This is a genomic window from Balneolaceae bacterium, from assembly GCA_034521445.1.
Taxonomy (GTDB): Bacteria; Bacteroidota; Rhodothermia; order Balneolales; family Balneolaceae; genus JAXHMM01.
Map to the genome: position 1 here is coordinate 124,081 of JAXHMM010000003.1, position 22,065 is coordinate 146,145.

Genomic DNA, 22,065 nt, shown 5'->3' on the forward strand with positions numbered 1-22,065 from the left:
CAACCTCTTAAATCGGCGGAATTGCAGGCATGAAAGCACGGAGTAGACGCTTTCTGCCGGTTCTCCTGACGCTGTTATTGCTTCAGGCGGGCTGGTGGAATTACGCAAGGGCGTGGCAGCAAACCGGCGAGGCGCAGCATGCATCCCATCCCCATCTCTCTTTGGAGGAGATCTACCGTGACGCCGACGGCGACGGCGCCTCCGACCGTATGGGCGATACCGTGCGCGTGAGCGGGATGGCCAACGCTCCCAGCGGCGTCTACCACGAGCGCTACCTGCAGATCTATCTGCAGAACGGCGCCACCGGACTCTCCCTCTTTGCCGAGTCCATCGATCGGCCGGTCTCCATGGGCGACAGCCTTGAGGTGCTCGGTGTGGTGCAGGACTACCACGGGCTCCTGGAGCTGGAGGTGCTTGACTACCGCATCGCAGGACAGGTGCCGCTCGGCAGCCTGCGCACCCTTCCTCTCGACACTGTCTACGCGAATCCCGGGCGTTTTCTCGGCATGCAGGTAGCGGGAACCGCCGTGGTGGTGGGCAAGGGCAACCGCTACAACGGCAAGTACCTGACCCTCGCGCCCGGTGAGTCCGGAAACCGCTCCCTGATGTTTTATGTGACCAACTTCCACCGCAACTACGCCTCCTTCGACTTTGAACGGGTGAGCATAGGTGACCGGGTGCGGGTGGCCGGCGTGGTCAACCGCTACACCGACCCCAACAGGGGCGGTTACATCTACAGCCTTTTTCCGCGAACGACCGACGACTTCGCCTTTACCGGGATTCCGCGCCACTACCTGCTCCTGGGCGCGCTGCTGCTGGGAGGCGTACTGCTGGCAGTGGGTGCCTGGATCGTCTCCCTGCGCCGGCAGGTGCTCAGGAAGACCCGCAGCCTGGAGGAGGCGGTCGACCAACGTGACGCCCTCTTCCAGGAGATCCATCACCGCGTCAAGAACAACCTGGCGGTCATCTCCGGGCTCATCGACCTGCAGATGGACGGTACCCGGGACGAGTCCGCGCGGCGGGTGCTGCGCGACAGCCAGAAACGCATACAGTCCATGGCTCTGGTGCACGACAAGCTCTACCGCTCCGATGCCGTCACCGCCATCGGCATGGAGGCCTACGTGAGAGACCTGGTGGAGTCCATCCGCCGTACCTTTGCCGAGAGAAAGGGCGACGTGCGCCTGGTACTGGAGGTGGAGGACCTCGATCTTGACATGCGGCAGGTTATTCCCTGCGGACTGCTGATCAACGAACTGGCGGTCAATGCCTTCAAGCACGCCTTCCTGCCGGAGCACGGGGAGGAGGGGGTGCTGACGATCCGACTGGAGGAAAGGGACGGGGCGGCGCTGCTTGTCATCTCGGACAACGGTCCCGGTCTGCCGGAGGATTTCGATCTGGCCTCCAGCGATTCCCTCGGCATGATACTGGTACAGACTTTCGCCCGGCAGCTTTCGGCCGAGATGGAGGTGAACGGCCGCGATGGGACCGCCTTCCGTTTTACTTTTCCTCTTGAGCAGCATGCCTCCGTACCGACCGCACCGGCGGAAACCCCCAGCCGCTAGGCCTCCCTTCCGAGAACGCTAGAGCACCTGCGCCCCCTCGCCCTGCGCGATGAGCGAGGTGTAGCCGTCCAGGCGCTCCTGCACCTTCCCGTCGGTCAGGTCTACCGTGCGTCCCTCCTCCGCCGCAAGGTAGGCCGCCTGCACCAGGCGGGTAATTTCAAGTCCGTAGGACCAGTCCAGTGTCGCGTCCCGTCCCTCCAGGAATGCCCGGGTCATGTCGTCCAGCTCGCCCACGTAGCCGTACAGATCGGCCTCGTTGGGCTGCACCGCCATGAGGCCCCTGCTGGCCGTGGCCTTTTCCAGGGCTGTCTCCGCGTCGGCGGCGGCCTCCGCCGCTTCGTCTCCTATGAAGATCTCGAGGGGTGACTGCAGGGTGTTGATCTCCATGGCGTAGCCCGGTCCAAGTCCCTCCATGGTCAGCCGCAATCCCTGTTTGTCGTACATCCAGGAGTCGGTAAACTGTCCCTTGACCCTCTGGCCGGTATCGGGGTTCTCGAAGGTGACGATGCCCGTGCAGAAATCCTCCGCCGGGGTCTCGCTGTAGTCCACCCCGTAGCGATCAATCAATTGGTCGCGGTAGGTGGGCTGCCCCCATTTCAGCAGGCTGGTGTCGCACTGCATGGATACGGGACGCAGGAAGGAGGGGTCGCGGCCTGGAGGCGTGAGGATGTGGCGGGAAACGGCGATGCTGTGGCAGCCCATGTCGGAGAGCACTCCGCCTCCCTGCCTGCGGGGGTCCCAGAACCAGCCGTTATGCGGGCCGGCGTGCTCCTCGGTGCTTCGCGCCAGGGTCAGGTTGCCCATGGTCTCCATCTGCGGTTCGAGCTGGGCCAGGGCGTTGTTGATGGCGCGCATGAAGATCTGGTTTTCGAAATAGGAGGTGAGCAGGTCGGCCTTTCCGGCCAGCTCCACCAGCCTCTGCGCCTCGGCCACGGTACGCCCCAGCGGTTTTTCGCAGATCACGCCCTTCAGCCCGGCGCCCTTGCGCACCGCCTCGGCGATTTCTTCCATGATCTCCACCCGCACGTAATTGGGCGCCAGGATGGCGACGGCGTCGCAGTGTTGACAGACCTCCTCCACCGTGTCGTAGACCCTGCAGTCGCCCAGGCCGCTCTTGCGGGCCTTCTCGGCCAGCTCCCCGGCGCCGCCCCGCCGGTAGACGGCGGTCAGTTCCACGTGGCGTACCTGCTGCATGGCGGTGGCCATGAAATGCGCGATGAATCCGGATCCGATGAATCCAACTCTTAAATGTTCCATATAGGGTTTATGCTTTCGGGTTCGGAGGAAGGCGGGGCCTGCCGCCCGGTTCAGAAGAGGATAAGCAAGAGCGGGCTAAATTGAAAAGCCGGAGGATAGGTCGAGCAGGAAGTCCACCTCCCGCTGATCGTCCGGTCGGGGGAGGGAGGTCGAAAAGGAAGGGGAGGCGCCGGACCGGGCGGCTTTCCACAGGCTCAGGTACTGGCTGCACCGAAGCGCGCCCTGCCAGGCGTCGGGATTGACGCATTCGCGCGTGGCCAGGAAGGCGGGAGCGCCCGCGCTGCCCTGGCGAAGCCCTACCGTGTCGGTGGCCACCGCCATGCCCTCGGTCTCCTCGTAGAGGGAGGCGATCCGTTCCGCGCCGGTCTCTCCGTCGAGATGCGCCTCCGCGGCGCGCAGTAGCCTGCGCTGTACGGGCTTGATGGAGGGACTCATGCGCCGTGCGCACCAGACCGACCAGCGGCGAAGCTCCTTCCGCCGGCCGCCCTCCCGCAGCCAGCGGAGCAGGGACAGCACGCGGTCGTTTTCCCGGCTGACGGCCCGCCCGCTCTCCCGGTCAAACAGGATCACGGTCTGTCCGTCGGTATGATATTCGTAACGGTAGGAAGAACTCATGTTTGCTATCTGATGGGTGCTCATCCAAAGGATACGAAGACGGCGCCGGCGGTACAAGTTCCAGGCACCGGCGCACTTGACAATGGAGCGCGGAGGACGTACCTATGGGATGCCGACCGCGGTCGGCATCGGTCCGCGCCGGCCTTCCCGTTCACCGACATGCAAGCCATGAACAGCGATTCCGACGGAGCCTATTCCCGATCCGCCCTCTTCTCGTGGGCGATGTACGACTGGGCCAACAGCGCCTTCTTCGCGGTTATCCAGACCTTCGTCTTCGCAACCTTTTTCATCAATGCGGTGGCCGCCGACGAGACGGCCGGCAGTACCCTCTGGGGCAATACCATCAGCCTGGCCGGCCTGCTCATTGCCGTCGGTGGACCATTCCTGGGCGCCATCGCCGACCAGACGGGCCGGCGCAAACCCTGGATTGCCGCCTTCAGCCTGCTCTGCATCGCAGCCACCGCACTGCTCTGGTATGTGGCCCCGGGCCAGGAGTACCTGTGGCTTGCGCTGGGACTCATTTTCGCGGGCACCGTGGGTTCGGAGTGCGCCATCATCTTTTACAACGCCATGCTGCCCGACCTGGCCCCGCAGCGCGTGCTGGGACGCTGGTCGGGCTGGGCGTGGGGACTGGGTTACGCCGGGGGACTGGCCTGCCTGCTGGTGGCCCTCTACGTCTTCATCGACGTGGAGCAGGCGCCCTTCGGGCTCGACAGGGCCTCCTCGGAGCACGTGCGCGCCACCTTCCTGCTCACCGCCGCCTGGTACCTGCTCTTCTCCCTGCCGCTCTTTCTGCGCACCCCCGACACGCCCCGCACGGGGGTTTCCCTGCGCAAGGCTGCCGCCCGCGGCTGGAAACAGCTCCGCACGTCGGTCCGCCAGGTGCGACAGTACCGCCATATCGTGCGCTTCCTGGTAGCCCGCATGATCTTCATTGACGCCCTCGCCACCGTCTTCGCCTTCGGGGGCATCTACGCCGCGGGCACCTTCGAGATGAACGAGACCCAGGTACTGACTTTCGGCATTGGACTCAACCTGACGGCCGGCGTGGGGGCGGCCCTCTTCGCCTGGATTGACGACCGTCTGGGCAGTCGCCTGACCATTCTGGTCTCCCTGGCCGGGCTCATCGCCATGACCTCCGCCGTGCTACTGGTGGGTACGGAGACCCTCTTCTGGGTGTTCGGGCTCATCCTGGGCGTATTTGTGGGACCCGTGCAGGCGGCGGGGCGCTCCTGGATGGCGCGGGCCGCGCCCCCGGACCTTCGCAACCAGATGTTCGGGCTCTTTGCCCTCTCCGGCAAGGTGACCGCTTTCATGGGGCCCTTCCTGGTGGGCTGGCTCACCTGGCTGGCCGGCAGCCAGCGCATCGGCATGAGCGTGATCGTCGTACTCTTCTGCCTGGGACTTTGGCTGATGCTGGGCGTGCCCGAAGCGGAGCACGCCCTGGCCGAAGGGTCTGCCAATAAAAAATGATGAAAAGTTGCTCCAAAGTGGTAAATTGGCCGGAGTTTCTACGAGACACGGGCCGTGATGGGCAGGTCTCACACATTCAATCCCAACAAATAAACGCGAGCATCACATGAGCAGATTCGACGACATCAAAGGACTGGTTGAAGGTTTTGAAGCCGACATGAAGAAATTCTATGGCAAAGGCAACAAGGCCGCCGGCACCCGCGCCCGCAAGGGACTGCAGGAGCTGCGCAAACTGGCCCAGGAAGTACGCCTGGAAATCCAGGACATCAAGAACAAGGGCTAGGCCAACCGTCTTTCCCACGTATTGAGCCCCTGTGCGCCTAACCGCTCGCAGGGGCTTTTTTTATTGGCGAGGTATGGCTATTCTGGAGGCCGGCCGCAATTTTTCAAACTATTTCCGTTCATGAGACCCGCACCTGAAAACCAACTGCCCCGATCCGCCGTCCGCGCCTGGCGCATCAGCTCCGTGCTGGTGGGCCTGCTCATCCTGATGGTCCCCGTTTTCCTGTGGCTGCTTGGGTTGGGCGAGGATGGGCCGCCCCGATGGCTGGCCTACGGACTGGCGGGGGCCGTGGCGGTCTGCACGGGGGTGTGGACCCTGCTCATACCTGAAATCCGCTGGCGGCGCTGGCGCTACCAGGTAGACGAGCACGAAATCGATCTGCGGCGCGGCGCCATTATTATCAGCCGCACATTGGTACCCGCCAACCGGGTGCAGCATGTGGACACCCGCCAGGGTCCCATCCTCCGCAATTACGGGCTGGCCGACGTAACCATCTCCACCGCAGCCACCACCCACAAGATTCCCGCCCTGGACGAGGAAACTGCCGAGCTGGTCCGCGACCGCATATCCCAATTCGCACGACTGGCCCAGGAAGATGTCTGAACCCACCCGACAGCATCCTGTGGCCGCACTGGCCAAGGTGGTGGACATCATCCGCCAGAATTTCCTCACCATACTGATAGTGGTTGTGGCAGGGGGGACCAGCGACGAGGCCATCTGGAACCTCGTCGGTCTGGGCGGCGTGGCCGTGGTGCTGCTGGTCTGGGGCGTGCTCGACTGGCTGCGCTTTACCTACCGGGTGGAAGAGGGCGAGCTGCGCATCCACCAGGGCGTCTTCGTGCGTAAAAAACTCTACCTGACGCCCGAACGCATACAGGTCATCAACATCACCTCAGGACTGGTGCAGCGCATGTTCGGACTGGTGGCCGTGGAGGTGAAGACGGCCGGCGCCTCCTCCAAGGAGGCGCGCATCAGCGCCCTGCACCGCGAACAGGCGGAGCAGCTGGAGCACATGCTCCGCAAGAAGGCGGCTCCCGCCTCGGAAGGAGAGGGTGTCCGGGAGGATTACTTCCCCGGTTCCGACCGCGCCACAGAGGAATCGGGGACCCGCAGCGACATCTACGAGCTGGGCCTGCGCGATCTGGTGGTCGCCGCCTCCACCTCGGGCAGTTTCGGCGTAGCGCTCTCTATCGTAGGGGGCTTTTTCTCACAGATCGACCAGCTGGTCTCCGAGGAGCAGATGATGGCCTGGGCGGAACGTTTCACCCCCAACATGCCCTCCACGAACCTGGTGATCCTGGGCGTGGCGGCGGTGATTGCCATCTCCTGGCTGCTGGCTTTCCTGGGTACCATCATCAAGTATTACGGCTTCCAGGTGGAGGTCAAGGAGGAGGAGCTGGTGATCGTGCACGGGCTTATTGAAAAAAAGCAGCTTACCATTCCCTACAATCGCATACAGGCCCTCTCCATGCGCGAGGAGCTGCTCCGCCAGCCTTTCGGCTACGTCTCCCTGCACCTGGAAAGCGCAGGCTACGGCGACCAGGGGAGCAATACCGCCACCCTCTATCCGCTGCTTCCCCGCGAAGATGCGCGCGACTTCATCCGGCGGGTGGTGCCGGAGTTCGATGCGGACCTGTCCGGGGGACGGGAGGGGCCTCCCCGCCGGGCCATGCGCCGCTACCTGCTACGTATGACCTGGCTGGGCCTGGGTTTCGCACTGCCCTTCTGGTTCTTCGTACCCTACGGGGGATGGGCCCTCCTGGCACTGCCTCTCGCCTGGCTGCTGGGATGGGCGCAGTACCGCGCGGCCGGCATCGGCGTGCGGGACGGCAGCCTCGTTATCTGCCGGCGCGTGCTGAGCAAGACTACCGCTGTGGTGAAGAGATACCGCGTGCAGGCCGCCGAACTCAAGCAGAACCCTTTTCAGCGCAGGCTGCATCTGCTGAGCTGCCAGGTGACGGTGGCTTCGGGGAGCCAGGGACAAAGCTTCAGTGTGCGCGAGCTCGACCGTGAAACGGCTCACCGTTACTGGCTGTGGTGTAGTTCGGCTACTAAGACTATTAAGTCATCAAAGTCTGAAAGTCTTAAAGTCGGAAAGTCCGAGGTCGGGAAGTCGGAAGTCGGGGGATGATCCTAGGGGGTGAATAGGTAGTCGTAGGTGATCAGCGTGACCGCCCCGTAGGTCATGTGCAGCAGGAGCAAGGCGTAGGGCACACCGGCTCCCCATCTCCGGCCCATCATGCCCGGATCTGATAGGGCTCGTCCCTCGCCGATGTGCGGGTGGTTCTGAGAGAGGGTGCCCATGATCACGCCCACAAAAATACCGTGGGCGAATCCCCACAGCAGTCCAGCGGGCCAGTCCGGATGCACGCCCATGGCGGTCAGCAGGAAGACGTAGAGCACGCCCCATCCCGCGCCGGCCACCAGGTGGAGCACGACGCCCAGTCCGTAGACGCCACCCCGGTTGGAGGGGTCCACAAACCGGGAACCCAGCAGGTAGGGAATGTCGATCTTGACGCCCATGCCGCCCAGCAGGTAGATGAGAAGGGTGAGTATGAAAGCGCCCGCAAGTCCCGACAGGGCGCCGATGAACAGGTTGGCTTCCATGGCCATTTCCATAGGGAACCTCCGTTTTTTCGGTTTGGAAGGATGCGGGCTTGCCGCGGGGCTACTCCTCGTAGGAGAGCTTCACCTCAAAACGCATGGTGCGGGTGTCGTGAAGCGCGATGTGGTCTTCCGTGTCGATATTGGGCACGTCCAGGTTGGACACCTCGCAGCTGCACTCCTCGTTGAGGTATTCGCTCACTTTGCCGGCGATAAAACGTTCAAGCTGTGAGCGCGAGAGGGTTTTAAGCTTGTTGCTCATAATGGAAGAACGATTGACTTCGGGTCTCCGTGATGCGGCATGGTAACGACAATAAATGCAGAAGGAAGCTAATTTTCAAAAGAGGGTGCCCCTGAGCGTCTGGCACAGCCGGACTTGCAGGCGTCCCGTTCCGATCAGGCAAAGGCCTTCTGGATGGATCGCTCCAGGTCGCTCATCTGAATGGGTTTGACCAGGTAATCGATGAAATGGGTTTTTTTGGCCCGGCTGAGGTTGTACTGGTCGGAATTGCCGGTGATGTAGATGACGGGCACTTCGGACCATTCCCGGATGGTCTGCATGGCAGCGATGCCGTCGATTTCGTCCTTGAGCTGAATGTCCATCAGGATAAGGTCGGGCTTCAGCTCACGGGTGGTTTCGATGGCTTTGGCGCCGGTGATCACCTTGTTGATCACCTTGTGGTTGAGCTTCATGATCATGCGCTCAAGCACCATCGATATAATCATGTCGTCCTCGACAATGAGGATTTTTCTGGACTCGTCCATCATCCATTATGACCGTTTTGCAACCTTTGTTCAGGGGCTGAAAAGAGCAATTCGTAACCAATAAAGTAAAAAAAAGGGGATTAACCTAAAGCCACGTCAAGCACCATCATGACACTGAAGCCCAGCATGGTGCCCAGGGTGGCGATGTCGGTGTTGCCGCGCAGCTGCGATTCGGGAATGAGTTCTTCCACCACCACGTAGATCATGGCGCCTGCCGCAAAGGAGAGGGCGTAGGGCAGCATGGGCTGCACCGTCAGAACCGCCCAGGCGCCGACGACGGCCGCGATGGGCTCGACTATACCCGAAAGCTGCCCGTACCAGAAACTACGTCGCACCGATATGCCCTCGCGTCGAAGGGGCATGGAGACGGCCACGCCCTCCGGAAAGTTCTGGATGCCGATACCCAGCGCCAGGGTGATGGCGCCCATGACGGTGGCCGCCCCGGAAGGATCAACCCCAGAGGCCGCCGCCCCGAAAAGAACTCCCACGGCCAGTCCCTCGGGAATATTGTGGAGGGTGATGGCCAGCACCAGCAGGGTGGCCCTGCGCCAGGTGGTGGAGATGCCCTCTGCCTCCTCCATGGGAAAGCCGATGTGCAGGTGAGGCAGGAACTGATCGCATATCCTGAGGAAGACTCCCCCGGCCAGGAAGCCGACCACTGCGGGAAACCACTCCACCAAACCCTGCGCGGCGGCCATGTCGATGGAGGGCACCAGCAGGGACCAGAAACTGGCGGCGATCATCACGCCGGCTGCAAAGCCCATCATGGCGTCCAGCACCTTGCTGTTGACGGTGCGGGTAAAAAAGACCAGTCCCGCGCCCAGGGCGGTCATCAGCCAGGTAAAGAGTCCCCCGGCCAGGCTCTGGGTAACGGGGGGGAGTCTCAGGAAAAAGTCGTGGATGTCAGCCAAGACAGGAGGCTGTTAACGTTCGGTCTTCCAGTGGATGATGCCGCCCGCCTGCTTGCCCACTTCGATGACGGCGGTACGCTCCAGGCGCTGTAGGTCGATCACGTCCACCGATCCCGGTTCGCCGCCCTTGCCTTCCACGGAGATGAAGGCGAAACGGCTGTCGGGGGATATGCTCACTCCGTGGGTGACCGTGCGGCTGTTGGGGATGACGGCCACCTCCTCGCCGCTGTCGAGATTCCATACGCCCGTCGTACCGCCGCTCTTGTAGCTGGCCACCAGGTAGCGTCCGTCGTGGGCCACCTCCAGGTTATAGGGGGCGGAACCTTCAGGGGCCTGGAAACGGCGGGTGACGCTCCACGACTCCCGGTCGATTTCCAGAATTTCGTCGGAGCCGTTGCCGGCCACATAGACCATGGGACGGTCGGGGTGGGGGTCGGCCCAGGTGGGCTTGACCTCCGGCTGCATGCCGGACATCCCGGAGCCGTCGGACATGCCGCCCATCTCCGCATGGCCGCTCATGCCGCCCTCGTCGACGGGGTGATCGGGTCCGCCGTCTCGGCGGAGTCCCAGCCGGCGGGAAATCTTCATGGTGGCGGTGTTGATCTCCATCAGCTCGTCGGTCATCATGGAGACGTGGTACTGCCGGCGTCCGTCTTCGGTGATGCGAGAGCCGTGGGGCATGATGCCCGTGGGGATCTTGGTAATCTCCTCCATCACCTCGGGATCCACCACCGAAACGGTGGAGGGCTCGTGGTCGCCGTGAAGGTTGAAGTTCACCACGTAGAGCAGGCCCGTGGCACGGGAGATCTCCATGCTGGCGGGAAACATGCCCAGCTCGGTGCGGGCCACCATCTCATTGGTGCCCGTGGTGTACTTGTAGAGCCAGCCGTAGGGGTTGCCGTGGGCGATGGAGAGATACCAGTGCTCCCCGTCGGGGGAGATGTTGATGCCGTGGGGACCCTCGTTTTCGGTGGGCCACTGTCCCACGGCCACGGCGTCCTCCACCGCGCCCTCACCCGTTTGGGCATTGTAGGAGACCAGGTAGACCTGGTCGTCGGATTCGGCCGCCACGTAGACGTAGTAGGTCTGCGCCTGCGCCCCGGCCTGGGGCTGAAGGGTGAAGGCGATCAGCGCGGCAAGGAAAAGTAGTAATGTACGCATAGGTGCTTCTTTTGATGGATCAGTTCGTGCCCTGGGCCGGGTCGACCAGTTTGAGGGCCCAGAGGCCGGAGTTCCAGTCGCTCATGAAGATGTAGCCCTTGTAGGGCTGGGGTCCCCATGCCATCGGCGCATTGGGGACGCGTCCCTCGTGGTGGGTGGGAACGTAGTGGGCGATCTCACGCCCCTGCTCGTAGAGGTTGCCCATCAGCTCCCCGGAGATGTCCACTACCCGGAGTCCGGCGTTGTAATAGGCGATGTAGAGGGTGTCCCCCTTGACCCAGAAGTTGTGAGTGCCTGCTTCCGGGATCTGGTAGCGGGCCACCTCTTTCGGGCTGTCCCAGCCACCCTCGAACTTGATAAAGTGCATGTAGCCGGCGGGTACGGTGGGTTCGTTCTCCGTGTTGATGCCGTTGGGAAACGACTCGTCGCCCGCAATCACGTAGAAGTCGCCCGTCGATTCGCTCTTGAAGGGGAAGGCGGCGTGATTGCGTCCGCTGGGGTAGGCATAACTCCCAAGCTGCACGGGATTGGACAGGGAACCGGCGCCGACGGCATGCCCTTCGGGGCTCTGGGCCGCAGGCGTACTGCCCACGTCCACCGCCACCACACCGTCGCCCCAGTTGGAGCTGTAGGCGATGCCGTTTTCCACCCAGACATCGTGGATGGAATGGCCGGGCGTGTCGAGCTCGAAGCGGCTGACCCGGTAGGGGTTTTTGGGGTCCTCGATGTTGATAATGTCGTAGCGCCGCCCGTTGTTCACGGCAAACACATGGTCTTCGTAGATAAAGGCGTTATGCACGCCGCCGGTGAGGCCGTCTTCAAATTCCGAGTGCACGGTAACGTTGTGCGGGTCGGTAATGTCAAGAATGAATATGCCGTTTTTGCGGTCGGAGGCGCCCTCGCGGGTGATCACGGCCACGCGGCCGTCCTCGGAGACCTTCACATCGTTGACGGTGCGGGCGTCCACGGTCACCGTATCAATGATGCTCATGTTGGCCGGGTCGGTGACGTCCCAGAAGTAGGCCTCGCCGTTGGCACCCCAGGTGCCGGTCAGGGCGTAGTCGCCCCCGTCCACGCCTTCCCATACCCAGAGGTCGGAGGTATGCACGTCGGAGACCAGGCCGTGTCCCACTACCTCCACCTCCTTCTGCACGTTGCGGGCGTCCACCCGGATGGTATGCTCGGCGGCCATGCCGCCCGCCTTGGCGGTCACGGTAAAGAGTCCCGTCATGTTGGCCACAAAGCGGCCGTCCTGCTTGATAAGTCCGCTGGAGCCCTCACCCAGGTCGTCGTCGGTCTGGGCGCTGAAGGAATAGCTCAACGGCATGTCGCTCACCGGGCTGCCCGAAGCGTCCAGGGGACGGGCCGTGAAGCGCACCACTTCGCCTGTGACGGCGCGGTCGGTGTTGCTGGTAAGCTCAATTTCAGTGACCGGGTTGGGCTGCACGGCAAGTTCCCAGGTGGTCTGCACGCCCTGCACGCTGGCAGTGAGGGTGGCGCTGCCCGCCTCGCCGGCCTGCAGCCGGTTGAAACGGTCTACCCTCGCCACGTCGGGATCGGAACTGCTCCAGGTTACCTGCAGGGTGTCGCGGTCGAAGCCCATCTGGTCGGTAATGTCATAGTTGATGGGCACCACGGTGCCGGCGTAGATGTTGCCGGGCTTGTCGGTGATGACGATCTCCTGAAGTGCGGGATAGCTCACCTCCACCGGAAAGCTGGCCGTGATCCGCTCGTCCCAGCCACCCACGGTCCTCGCGTAAAGGTCGAAAGTTCCGGGGCGCAGGGCGGTGACGCGGGCGGCGGATTTGCCGGTCTCCTCAACGCGGATGGACTCGCCGTCGCCGGTGTAAAAGATGACCGAATCGGCCAGGGCGTTGCCGTCGGCGTCATAGGCGGTGGCGGACACCTCCACCGAGGCGTTTACCTGCAGGCTGATCTGCTCGGGCTCGAGGACAATGGTGCCGTCCTCGTCGTCCTGCGCCATTACGGCCGGGGCGGTGAGAAGCATCGCCAGGAGGAGGGTGAGAAGGGAGCTCGTTTGGAAGTTCTTCATGATCGGGTACTTGAATGGGTGGTTGGTATGTCAGGGCGGTAAGTAATCAAAGTAATCAAAAAATCGCGTGAATATGAAGTGCCCGCGTTGCATATCACATATTATTACAGTGCGTACGGCGAGCCGGCTGCCGGTCGCCGCTGGTACGGAGGGTCCGGGCGCGGCGGCGGAAGCCGGTAATTCGGGCCACCGGCGCCTGTGAAAAGAAGACGTTAATCCTTACCTTTACGCGCCTGTTACATCACGCCACCGGCAACCCTGAGACCATTCCTTTCATGAGTATCCGCTTCGATAAAGAACGCTTCCTGAATCGCCACAACGGCTCCGACGGGCAGGCCCTGCAGGAGATGCTGGAGGCGGTGGGTGCGGAATCCCTTGACCAGCTGGTGGACGAGACCATTCCCGCCGGCATCCGCCTGAAGGAAGAGACCGGGCTGGAGGAGCCCATGAGCGAGCACCGCTTCCTGGAGGAGTTCCGCGCGATGGCCTCCGAAAACAAGGTGTACGACTCCTACATCGGCATGGGCTACCACGACACGATCACGCCCAACGTAATTCTGCGCAATGTGCTGGAGAATCCCGGCTGGTACACCTCCTACACACCCTACCAGGCGGAAATCTCCCAGGGACGCCTGGAGGCGCTTCTCAACTTTCAGACCATGGTCTCCGACCTGACCGGCATGGAACTGGCCAACGCCTCGCTGCTGGACGAGGGCACCGCGGCCGGCGAGGCCATGTCGATGTTCTACTCCTCCCTGCGCGGACGCAAGCGCAAGGAGGCGAAGACCTTCTTTGTATCGGAGGGCTGCCACCCGCAGACCGTGGAGGTGGTGCGCGGCCGGGCCGAGCCGATGGACATCGAGATTGTGACCGGCGACCCGGAGGAGGTGGACGTGACCGATCCCGGTCTCTTCGGCATGCTGCTGCAGTACCCCGACAGCGACGGCCGGGTGCGCGACTACCGCGGGCTTATCGCCGCGGCCACGGAGAACGAGGTCTACACCGTGGTGGCCGCCGACCTGCTCAGCCTCACCCTGCTTACCCCGCCGGGCGAGATGGGCGCCGACGCCGTGGTGGGCTCCAGCCAGCGTTTCGGCGTGCCCATGGGCTACGGGGGACCCCACGCGGCCTACTTCGCCACACGTGAGGATTTCAAGCGCCAGGTGCCGGGCCGCATTATCGGCGTGACGAAGGACGCCGAGGGCAACCCGGCCTACCGCATGGCCCTGCAGACGCGCGAGCAGCACATCCGCCGCGAACGGGCCACCTCCAACATCTGCACCGCCCAGGTGCTGCTGGCCGTGATGGCCGGCTTCTACGGGGTGTGGCACGGTCCGGAGGGCCTGCGCCGCATTGCCGAACGCATCCACGGCCTAGCGCGCACCATGGAGAGGGGACTCGCCGAACTGGATCTCGAGGTGGCGCACGATCACTATTTTGACACCCTGAAGGTGCCGCTGGAAGCCTCCGCCGTGCAGGCCGTACGACGCGAGGCGCTGAAGCGGGAGATCAACCTGCGCTACTACGGCGAGGAGGCCGTGGGCATCGCCTTCGACGAGGTAAAGGACCTGGACGACGTGGATGCCCTGCTGGATATTTTTGCGAAGGCGGCCGCGCCCGATGGCGCCAAGGCCTCCCCGGCGGCCGAACTGTCGCAGGGACTTGAGGTGGAGCTTCCCGACGGGCTGGCGCGCACGAGCGCCTACATGGAGCACCCGGTCTTCACGTTCTACCACTCCGAGCACGAAATGCTGCGCTATCTGAAAAAGCTGGAAAACCGCGACCTCTCCCTGGTGCACTCGATGATTTCCCTGGGATCGTGCACCATGAAGCTGAACGCCACGGCGGAGATGATTCCCCTCTCGTGGCCGGAGTTTTCCAGGCTGCATCCCTTTGCCCCGCAGGAGCAGGCGGGGGGCTATCGCCGCCTCTTCGAGGGACTCCGGGAGCAGCTGCGCGCCATCACCGGCTTCGAGGCGGTCTCCCTGCAGCCGAACTCAGGCGCCCAGGGCGAATACGCCGGACTGATGACCATCCGCGCCTGGCACCGCAGCCGGGGCGAGGGACACCGCAACGTCTGTATTGTGCCCGATTCGGCGCACGGCACCAACCCCGCCAGCGCCGTCATGGCCGGCATGGAGGTGGTCGTCACCAAATGCGACGAGCACGGAAATATCGACCCGGCCGACCTGCGCGAAAAGACCAAGAAGCACGCCGACCGGCTCGGGGCCCTCATGGTCACCTACCCCTCCACCCACGGGGTTTTTGAAGAGGACATCCGCGAGATTTGCGAGATCATTCACCAGAACGGGGGACAGGTTTACCTGGACGGGGCCAACATGAACGCCCAGGTGGGACTCACCAGCCCCGCCGCCATAGGCGCCGACGTCTGCCACCTCAACCTGCACAAGACCTTCTGCATTCCGCACGGGGGAGGCGGCCCCGGGATGGGTCCCATAGCCGCCGCGAAGCACCTGGCGCCCTTCATGCCGGGCAACCCGGTGGTGAAAACAGGAGGCGACAACGCCATCCCGCCCATCTCCGCCGCGCCCTGGGGCAGCGCCAGCATCCTCACCATCTCCTACGCCTATATTCGGATGATGGGTCATGCGGGTCTGCGGGAGGCCACCCAGCTCGCCATCCTGAACGCCAATTACCTGAAGGAGCGCCTGAAGGACCACTACCCCATTTTGTATACGGGCAAAAGTGGGCGCACCGCCCATGAGTTCATCGTGGATATACGTTCCCTGAAGCAGGAGACCGGCATCGACTCGGTGGACGTCGCCAAGCGGCTGATGGACTACGGTTTCCACGCTCCCACCATGTCCTTCCCGGTGCCGGGAACCCTTATGATCGAGCCTACCGAGAGCGAATCGAAGGCGGAACTGGACCGCTTCTGTGAGGCGATGATCGCCATTCGAGATGAGATCCGCGAGGTGGAGCGCGGCGAGGCCGACCCCGAAAACAACGTACTCAAAAACGCCCCCCACACCATGCGGGTCGCCCTGGAAGGGGAGTGGGACCGCCCCTATGCACGCGAAAAGGCGGTGCTGCCGCTGGACTATCTGCGCTTCAACAAATTCTGGCCTGCCGTAAGCCGGGTGGACGACGCCTACGGCGACCGCAACCTGATGTGCAGCTGCGTGCCGATGGACGCCTACAGCGAGGGGCAGGAGCCGGCAGCCGTGGAGTAGCGGCTAGCTGCCCAGACTGTTTTCGATCTGTATCTCTCCCTTGAGTGTGCGGTGTACGGGACAGCGTTCGGAGATCTCCAGCAGCCGTTCTCTCTGGGCTTCATCCAGGTCGCCTTTCAGGATAAGCTCCACTTCAATATGGTCCATCTTACTGGCCGCATCGTCGCAGTTCTCGCAATCCTCAGCATGCCGCTTGTGGTGGCGAAGCTCCAGGTAGACCTCCTCAAGGGGCCATTCCTTACGCCGGGCGTACATCTTCAGCGTCATGGCGGTGCAGGAGCCGAGGGACATCAGCAGGTAGTCGTAGGGATCCGGGCCGGTGTCCCTGCCGCCCTCCACCGTCTCCGGTTCGTCAGAGGTCAGTTCGTGGCGGCCAGCGGTGAGGGTGGTTTCGTAGACCGCGTCGGCGGGCAGGTGCACGTGCACGATCTTGTCCTTCGGTTCCTGGGGGGAGTTGCTCTCGGGTGGTGTCATGACGCGGGTTGGTCGGTTCAATAGGATGACGGCTAGTCTAGTCTGCCGCGTCCGGCAGGGGCAGTCCGTAGCGCTCGCGGAAGAGGCGAAGATGGTGCCGTTCGTGACCGGCTATGATCCACGCCAGTGCGCGTACGGTTACCTTCAGCTCGTTAGCCCGTCCGCCGCGCAGGGCGACCTCTTCCGAGAAGCTGTTGAAAAGATGCACGGTGGCCTCCCGCAGGGCGCGGTATTCCGCCGCCAGGGTCTCCGTGCTGCGCTCGTCAAAATGTCCCTCCTCCACATAGTTGTCCTGGTCAAAGCCGGGCAATGATTTCTGCTCACCCCGCGCGATGCACATGGCGCGGTAGGCGAACACGCGCTCCGAGTCGACCAGGTGTCCCAGCACCTGCTTTACGGTCCATTTGTCCTCGGCATACCGGTGGCCGGCCTGTTCGGGCGAGAGCCCCTCGACCAGCCGGTGCACTCGATCGCCCTGCATGTGAAGCACCTCGAGTACGTTGCCGTCGGGCACCTGGTCGATATATCCCTGGTAGTAGTCGCCGTATTCGCCGGGTTGCGGGCGCTCGGCGCCCCAGGCTGCGGTGTGTTGAAACTTTGCTAGTACGATAGGATCGCCTCTTTTATGTTTTTTAACTTCTCCTCGGAAAATTCATTCTTGTAGTAACGCTCAAATCGTTCAGCTACGACCTCGCGCTCTGAAAGATGGGGATGTTCCTCCCGGATGCTGTTCGTTACCACCTTGCGAGCGCTTTCGATCATGTCCACGCCCAGCAAGGCACGTTCCCTGTCCGTCATGGCGTGAATGATGTCGCGTTGCATCTGCCGGATTTCAGGCGGGGTGTCTTTCATGATTCAAGGAGGCCGTATGTATTCAATGAAAGTTGGTTACACCAATCGTCAATGTATTCCCGATCCAGATCCTTACGGGTGAGCAAGTTCGAAATATCCCGTTTTTGGGTATCACTTTCCAGATCCTGTATCCATTTGAGCTTGGAAACAATCAGGTCCTCGGCGGTCACCACCCACACATCAAAGCCGAAAGCCGATGATCGCACTCTTCTGTCAAATTCAGTGATATGAAAATCCGAACTTTTTCGAATGATAAAATCGATCTTGTTGCCAGTCTCATGGTCGACCACATTGAACATGCCTTCGTTGGCAACTGCGGAGGCGATTACCTCCGGATCGATGTAATATCCGGTATGGAACAGGGAGGCCAATCGTTCGATATGAGACCGGTCCATATGAATGACAAGATCGATGTCCCGGGTCATCCTGGGGACGGTATAGATATTCATCGCCAGGCTGCCGGAGAGCATATAGGGTATTTCCGCCTCTTCCAGCTTCCGAGAAACCCGATCCAGCAATTTAAGAATCATTATACCGATATTGGTTATGCGGCTTTTTTCTCGAAAATTACCATCGGGAACCGGAGAGAGTATTCACGACTCCCGCCACGCAACATTATAACCAATCCCCGGCGAAATACCTGTTCATGTCAAGGCATCGCCGAACTATCATTTCAGCTCCGAGGGCGACTGTCCCGTCACCTTCTTGAAACTCCTGGAGAAGTAGCTGGGATCGGCATAGCCGACGGCGCATGCGGCCTGCTGCACATTAAATCCACGCTCGGCGATCAACACCCGGGCCTCCTCCATGCGCCGCTCCACGATATAGTCGTTCAGGGTCTTCTCGCCGGTTTCGCTCCACTCCCGGTAAAGCTTGGACCGGCTCATGTAGAGGGCGTCGGCCAGCAGTTCCACGGAGAGGTTGGAATCGGCCAGGTGGCGGTAGACAATCTGCCGGACACGGGCAACCAGATCCGGTTCTTCCGAAACCCCATACCCTGCTTCCTGTTTCCTGAGAACGCGTTCACGCCGCAATATCGCACGTACCTGGGAAAGAAGCATGCGGCTTTGGATCGGTTTGGTCAGGTAGACGTCGGCCCCTGATGAGAGGCCTTCCCGGATGTCGGCCTCGTGGTTTTTCGCCGAGAGAAAGAGGACCGGCAGCGTACGCAGGTCGTGCATATCCCGGAGTCGGTCCACGAACTCAACTCCGCCCATGCCCGGCATCATGACGTCGGAGATGACCAGGTCGGGCCTCCACTCCTCCAGCAGTTGCAGGGCCTCATGGCCCTCGGCTGCCAACCGAATCTGGTAGGACCCGGAGAGTATGGAGGCGAGATAGTCCCGGAAGTCGGTGTCGTCTTCCACCACCAGGATACGCGCCGACGGCCCGCCGCCATGCTCCTGCAGGCTTTCCCCGCGCGCCTGCTCATGTCCTGCCCCCTGCATCGGCGCGAATGCCTCATCCGGAGCTGGAATCCAGGGTACGTGCGTTACCCTATCGGCCGCGGAGAAATGGGCATCGCCCAGGCGGAGCCGCACGGTAAACTCCGCCCCCTCGCCTTCGCGGGAGCGCAGGGCGACCGATCCGCCCATATGCTCCGCCAGTCCCCGAACAAGGTAGAGTCCGATGCCGGTACCCCCGCGCGAGTATTCCCCCTCCGCCTGGTAGAGGTAGTTGAACACCTTTTCCTGTTCCGCTTCGGGGATGCCCTCACCCTGGTCGCGCAGGATGAGGGCCGCGTGCCCATCCTCCTCCCGTATGTCCAGGAAGATACGTCCGCCCCTGGGCGAATGGCGAATGGCGTTGGACATCAGGTTGAAAACAATGCGCTCCCACGCGTCCAGGTCCACATATACAGACACTGGCGGGCCGGTCTCCATCTCCAGGCTGATCTCCTGCTGCTGCAACAGCGAGCGAAACTGTCCGCAGATGCTGAGGGTCAGTCTGCGGAGGTCAGCCGGCTGCAGGGTGAGTTGAAGGGCGTTGGCGTTGAGGCGGCTCACGTCGAGAATCTGGTTCACCATCTGCTGCAGGCGCCGGCTGTTGCGGCTCATCACCCGCAGGCGGTTGGTTTCCACTGCGGGACGATCTCCGGAATGTTCCAGCAGCATGTCGTCGAGGGGACCGACGATGAGGGAAAGGGGAGTCTTCAGGTCGTGGGTAATCCTGCTGAAGAAACGGGATTTCTCCTCAGCGGCCCTACGGAGCTCGGCAGTCTGCTGCTCAACCCTGTGCTGCAGGCGTTGCTCCTGCCGCTTCAGCGTCCCCACGCGGTACCGGTGTCCTCCGTAGGCCATAAGTCCGGCCAGAAGGGCCATGGCAGCATAAAAAAGGGTAGTTTCGTAGATGTAGGGAGGTACCGACACGATGAGGGCGGCGGTGGTGCGGGTACCATCGGGACGTTCGGCCGCCACTTCGAAGGTGTGGTTGCCTGGCGGGAGGTTGGTGTAGCTTGCCGTGCGCCCGCCGGCCGTCCATGCTTCGTCCGCTCCGGTGAAACGGTGCCAGAAGGTCATCTGCCCGGGCAGCGCGAAATTCGGGGCGGTGAAGGCGAATTGGATGTTTCGCTCTCCGAGTGGCAGGCGTAGGCGGTCTCGTCCACCCACCAGGAGGGTGCTGTCAGACAGGCTTACCTCCTCCAGCAGTACAGGGGCCACGGGCGGCATATCCTGTTGCCCGGTTTCCAGGACGGTGATGCCGGCCTGGTTCGGAAACCAAACCGTGCTGTCGGAACGGAGCATGCCCGCCGTCTGCACGCCCCCGTTGGCTTCACGGTTGATCATGCCGGACTGTTCGTCGAAATGAAGCAGGCGAAGCGGACCCGTCCCGCTGTCGGCATAACGGTTCAGATCGGACAGGGGGATGCGCATGATGCCGGCGTTGGAGCTGATCCAGAGGTTTCCGTGCGGTCCCTCGATGATGCGGTGGAGGGCATCGTTGACCAGCCCATCGGCCGCTCCCACGTGAACCACCGAGTCCACCCGGCCGGCGTCGTCCAGCACTAGTCGGTTCAATCCGCGGTCCTGGGTGGCCACCCAGAGCGTGTCGTCGGACTGCAGGTAAATATCGCGTATGTAGCTGCTGGCCAATCCGTTTTCCAGGTCGGCAAAACGCCGCAGGAGATCGCCTTTCATCCGGTAGATGCCGTTGCCGTTGCTGCCCAGGTAAAGCGTGCCCCGGCTGTCTTCGCGGATGACGCGGACGCCGTTCACGGATTCGTCCCTGTCGGTGCGCAGCCGTTGCCAGGTATCCCCCTCCTTGACGGCCATTGCCGAGAGCGAACCGACCAGCAGTCGCCCCCGGCGGTCCCGGTACATGGACTCGACCGTCAGATCGGACGAGCCCATCACACGGTCCAATTCCGCCACCCTGACCCACGTGTCTCCGGTGTATTGCCACAGACCGTGCGCCCAGATGCCCGCATAGACGGTGCCGTCGGTATCTTGATGCAGGTAACGAACCACATCGGCCGACAGGTTGCTGTTGCCGGTATGCCAGTTGTCGGTTTCGCCCTCTCTTAACCGGAATATGCCGTACCGAAAGCTGCCCGCCCAGACAGCGCCGTCCTTCGTTTCAATGATAGGATAAATGTTTTCCAGGGGGCGACCTCCCGCTGACGTGAGGTTGAGCACCCTGTTCCGCCGTATCTGGTAGACGCCGTCGGTCCACGAGGCCACCCAAATGGAACCGTCGTTATCCACGTAGCCTTCCTGGATCTGATCGGCCCGGAAAACGATCTCGTCGTTCACGAGCACCTCGTCATCTCCCAGCAGGATGCGTTCCCCGTCCGGACCGGTATGCAGGCTGCCGCTGGCGTTGCCTGTGTTGACCTGCACAGGAAGGGCGGTTACCGTACCGGCCGCGGGGTCGGCCTCCATAAAACCCGCCGTGGTGGAGAAAAGTCGCGATCCCGCGGGGCCTGCCATCGATTCCATGACGTTGAAGTTCCCCTCTCCCGTACCGGGCAGGTACGAAGATGACCCGGAGACGACCCCATCCACCACGAGGAAGAATCCGCCGAGTCCCATCAGCCAGAAGGAATAGTCATCCCTGACGGCAATGCCGGAAATATTCTCCATCGGCAAGGGGGAATCTCCGGGTGCCAGCAAAAGGTCGGCTTTCCCGTTCTCCCAGTGCAGCAGCCCGTGACGGTTAACCGCCAGCACGCCACCGGAGGCCGTGGGTTCGAGCGCCCACGTGTCGGCAGCGAAGCGCGGCTCGGGCAGTGCGTGGAAGCGGCGCGCTTCTCGATCGTACCGGAAGACGCCCCGGTCGGTGCTCACCCAGACAGTCCGGATGCCCTCGCGTATCCTGGAGACTGCTCCAGGCAGGCCTTCTTCGGCCCCGATCGGAGTGAATCCGTACGCCGGACCGTCGTAGCGGACCAGCTTCAACTGTTCGTTCAGCAGCCAGAGGGATCCCCATTGGTCAGCCATGATGCCCGTGATGCGGTTGCTTATGAGTCCGGGACTGTTGCTGACATTGAAGGTCACAAACCGGTACCCGTCGTAGCGTGCAATCCCGTTCATCGTGGAAAAGTAGATATAGCCCTGCCGGTCTTTGGCGATGCCGGTCACCGCGTTTACGGGCAGCCCCTCCTCAACCGTAAAGAGCCGGGTCAGGAACTGCTTCGGCGGCAGATCCGGTCCACTACTCAGATCCTGGCCAGCCAGGGGAAACGTCCCGGTCACGAGGATAAAAAGGGCGGTATAGCGTAGTATGAGGGGCCTCATGGGATGATTTTACCTAAAAATGGGACGTTATCAAAGATGAAATTCACTATTGTGGTAGCGGGTAAATAACTGAAAGGGAGCAAGAGAGCAGAAAGAGGCCGTTTGTTGCCTCCGTCGCCCATTTC

General features: G+C 62.3%; 19 protein-coding genes. 6 read left to right on the forward strand and 13 right to left on the reverse strand.

Annotation, left to right across the window (positions count from 1 at the left end):
- Window positions 1-29: 29 nt before the first annotated feature.
- Window positions 30-1,562, forward strand: coding sequence for a sensor histidine kinase (locus tag U5K31_01005; GenBank protein ID MDZ7771318.1), 1,533 nt, complete (start codon window positions 30-32; stop codon window positions 1,560-1,562).
- Between the two features lie 18 nt (window positions 1,563-1,580).
- Here U5K31_01005 and U5K31_01010 read toward each other — a convergent pair whose 3' ends face one another.
- Both U5K31_01010 and U5K31_01015 read right to left on the reverse strand, forming a co-directional pair.
- The gene (locus tag U5K31_01010) at window positions 1,581-2,819 is read right to left on the reverse strand and encodes a Gfo/Idh/MocA family oxidoreductase (GenBank protein ID MDZ7771319.1); all 1,239 of its coding nucleotides are present in this window, start codon (window positions 2,817-2,819) and stop codon (window positions 1,581-1,583) included.
- A gap of 75 nt (window positions 2,820-2,894) precedes the next feature.
- Entirely contained in the window at window positions 2,895-3,434 is a 540-nt protein-coding gene (locus U5K31_01015; GenBank protein ID MDZ7771320.1) for a hypothetical protein, read from the reverse strand.
- 168 nt (window positions 3,435-3,602) lie between these two features.
- On the opposite strand from U5K31_01015, the gene U5K31_01020 reads away from it, so the two are divergent.
- The 4 genes from U5K31_01020 (at window position 3,603) to U5K31_01035 (ending at window position 7,321) form a co-directional block, all read left to right on the forward strand.
- On the forward strand, window positions 3,603-4,907 hold the full coding sequence (locus U5K31_01020) for an MFS transporter (GenBank protein ID MDZ7771321.1): 1,305 nt from the start codon (window positions 3,603-3,605) through the stop codon (window positions 4,905-4,907).
- Between the two features lie 106 nt (window positions 4,908-5,013).
- Window positions 5,014-5,190 carry a histone H1 gene (locus U5K31_01025; protein ID MDZ7771322.1) on the forward strand — a complete coding sequence of 59 codons (177 nt, stop codon included), beginning with the start codon at window positions 5,014-5,016 and terminating at the stop codon, window positions 5,188-5,190.
- A gap of 120 nt (window positions 5,191-5,310) precedes the next feature.
- Entirely contained in the window at window positions 5,311-5,793 is a 483-nt protein-coding gene (locus tag U5K31_01030) for a PH domain-containing protein (GenBank protein MDZ7771323.1), read from the forward strand.
- Entirely contained in the window at window positions 5,786-7,321 is a 1,536-nt protein-coding gene (locus U5K31_01035) for a PH domain-containing protein (GenBank protein ID MDZ7771324.1), read from the forward strand. Before U5K31_01030 ends, U5K31_01035 begins: the two co-directional genes overlap by 8 nt.
- A 2-nt stretch (window positions 7,322-7,323) precedes the next feature.
- Here the strand turns inward: U5K31_01035 and U5K31_01040 are convergent, their stop codons facing one another.
- The 6 genes from U5K31_01040 to U5K31_01065 all read right to left on the reverse strand — a co-directional run bounded on the left by U5K31_01040 (window position 7,324) and on the right by U5K31_01065 (window position 12,684).
- A complete protein-coding gene (locus tag U5K31_01040) occupies window positions 7,324-7,809 on the reverse strand; it encodes a hypothetical protein (protein ID MDZ7771325.1) in 486 nt (161 codons plus the stop codon).
- A gap of 49 nt (window positions 7,810-7,858) precedes the next feature.
- The gene (locus U5K31_01045; protein ID MDZ7771326.1) at window positions 7,859-8,056 is read right to left on the reverse strand and encodes a hypothetical protein; all 198 of its coding nucleotides are present in this window, start codon (window positions 8,054-8,056) and stop codon (window positions 7,859-7,861) included.
- A 134-nt stretch (window positions 8,057-8,190) separates the two neighbouring features.
- A complete protein-coding gene (locus tag U5K31_01050) occupies window positions 8,191-8,559 on the reverse strand; it encodes a response regulator (protein MDZ7771327.1) in 369 nt (122 codons plus the stop codon).
- 80 nt (window positions 8,560-8,639) lie between these two features.
- Window positions 8,640-9,470 (reverse strand): ZIP family metal transporter, encoded by an 831-nt coding sequence (locus U5K31_01055; GenBank protein MDZ7771328.1) that lies wholly within the window; start codon window positions 9,468-9,470, stop codon window positions 8,640-8,642.
- 12 nt (window positions 9,471-9,482) lie between these two features.
- On the reverse strand, window positions 9,483-10,631 hold the full coding sequence (locus tag U5K31_01060) for a YncE family protein (GenBank protein MDZ7771329.1): 1,149 nt from the start codon (window positions 10,629-10,631) through the stop codon (window positions 9,483-9,485).
- Window positions 10,632-10,650: 19 nt separating this feature from the next.
- On the reverse strand, window positions 10,651-12,684 hold the full coding sequence (locus U5K31_01065) for a hypothetical protein (protein MDZ7771330.1): 2,034 nt from the start codon (window positions 12,682-12,684) through the stop codon (window positions 10,651-10,653).
- Between the two features lie 275 nt (window positions 12,685-12,959).
- Between U5K31_01065 and gcvP the strand changes: the two genes are divergently transcribed.
- Window positions 12,960-15,878 carry an aminomethyl-transferring glycine dehydrogenase gene (gene gcvP / locus U5K31_01070; protein MDZ7771331.1) on the forward strand — a complete coding sequence of 973 codons (2,919 nt, stop codon included), beginning with the start codon at window positions 12,960-12,962 and terminating at the stop codon, window positions 15,876-15,878.
- Window positions 15,879-15,881: 3 nt separating this feature from the next.
- On the opposite strand, the gene U5K31_01075 is transcribed toward gcvP, so the two are convergent.
- From U5K31_01075 to U5K31_01095, 5 genes are all read right to left on the reverse strand, one after another.
- Window positions 15,882-16,352: an OsmC family protein gene (locus tag U5K31_01075; GenBank protein ID MDZ7771332.1), complete on the reverse strand. Its 471-nt coding sequence runs from the start codon at window positions 16,350-16,352 to the stop codon at window positions 15,882-15,884.
- A gap of 37 nt (window positions 16,353-16,389) precedes the next feature.
- On the reverse strand, window positions 16,390-16,866 hold the full coding sequence (locus U5K31_01080; GenBank protein MDZ7771333.1) for a DinB family protein: 477 nt from the start codon (window positions 16,864-16,866) through the stop codon (window positions 16,390-16,392).
- Window positions 16,867-16,952: 86 nt separating this feature from the next.
- A complete protein-coding gene (locus U5K31_01085; GenBank protein ID MDZ7771334.1) occupies window positions 16,953-17,204 on the reverse strand; it encodes a hypothetical protein in 252 nt (83 codons plus the stop codon).
- Complete coding sequence (locus U5K31_01090) at window positions 17,201-17,734, reverse strand: DUF6036 family nucleotidyltransferase (GenBank protein ID MDZ7771335.1); 534 nt, start codon at window positions 17,732-17,734, stop codon at window positions 17,201-17,203. The genes U5K31_01085 and U5K31_01090 overlap by 4 nt, the downstream gene beginning before the upstream one ends.
- Before the next feature lie 138 nt (window positions 17,735-17,872).
- The gene (locus U5K31_01095; protein MDZ7771336.1) at window positions 17,873-21,940 is read right to left on the reverse strand and encodes a response regulator; all 4,068 of its coding nucleotides are present in this window, start codon (window positions 21,938-21,940) and stop codon (window positions 17,873-17,875) included.
- Window positions 21,941-22,065: the final 125 nt, after the last annotated feature.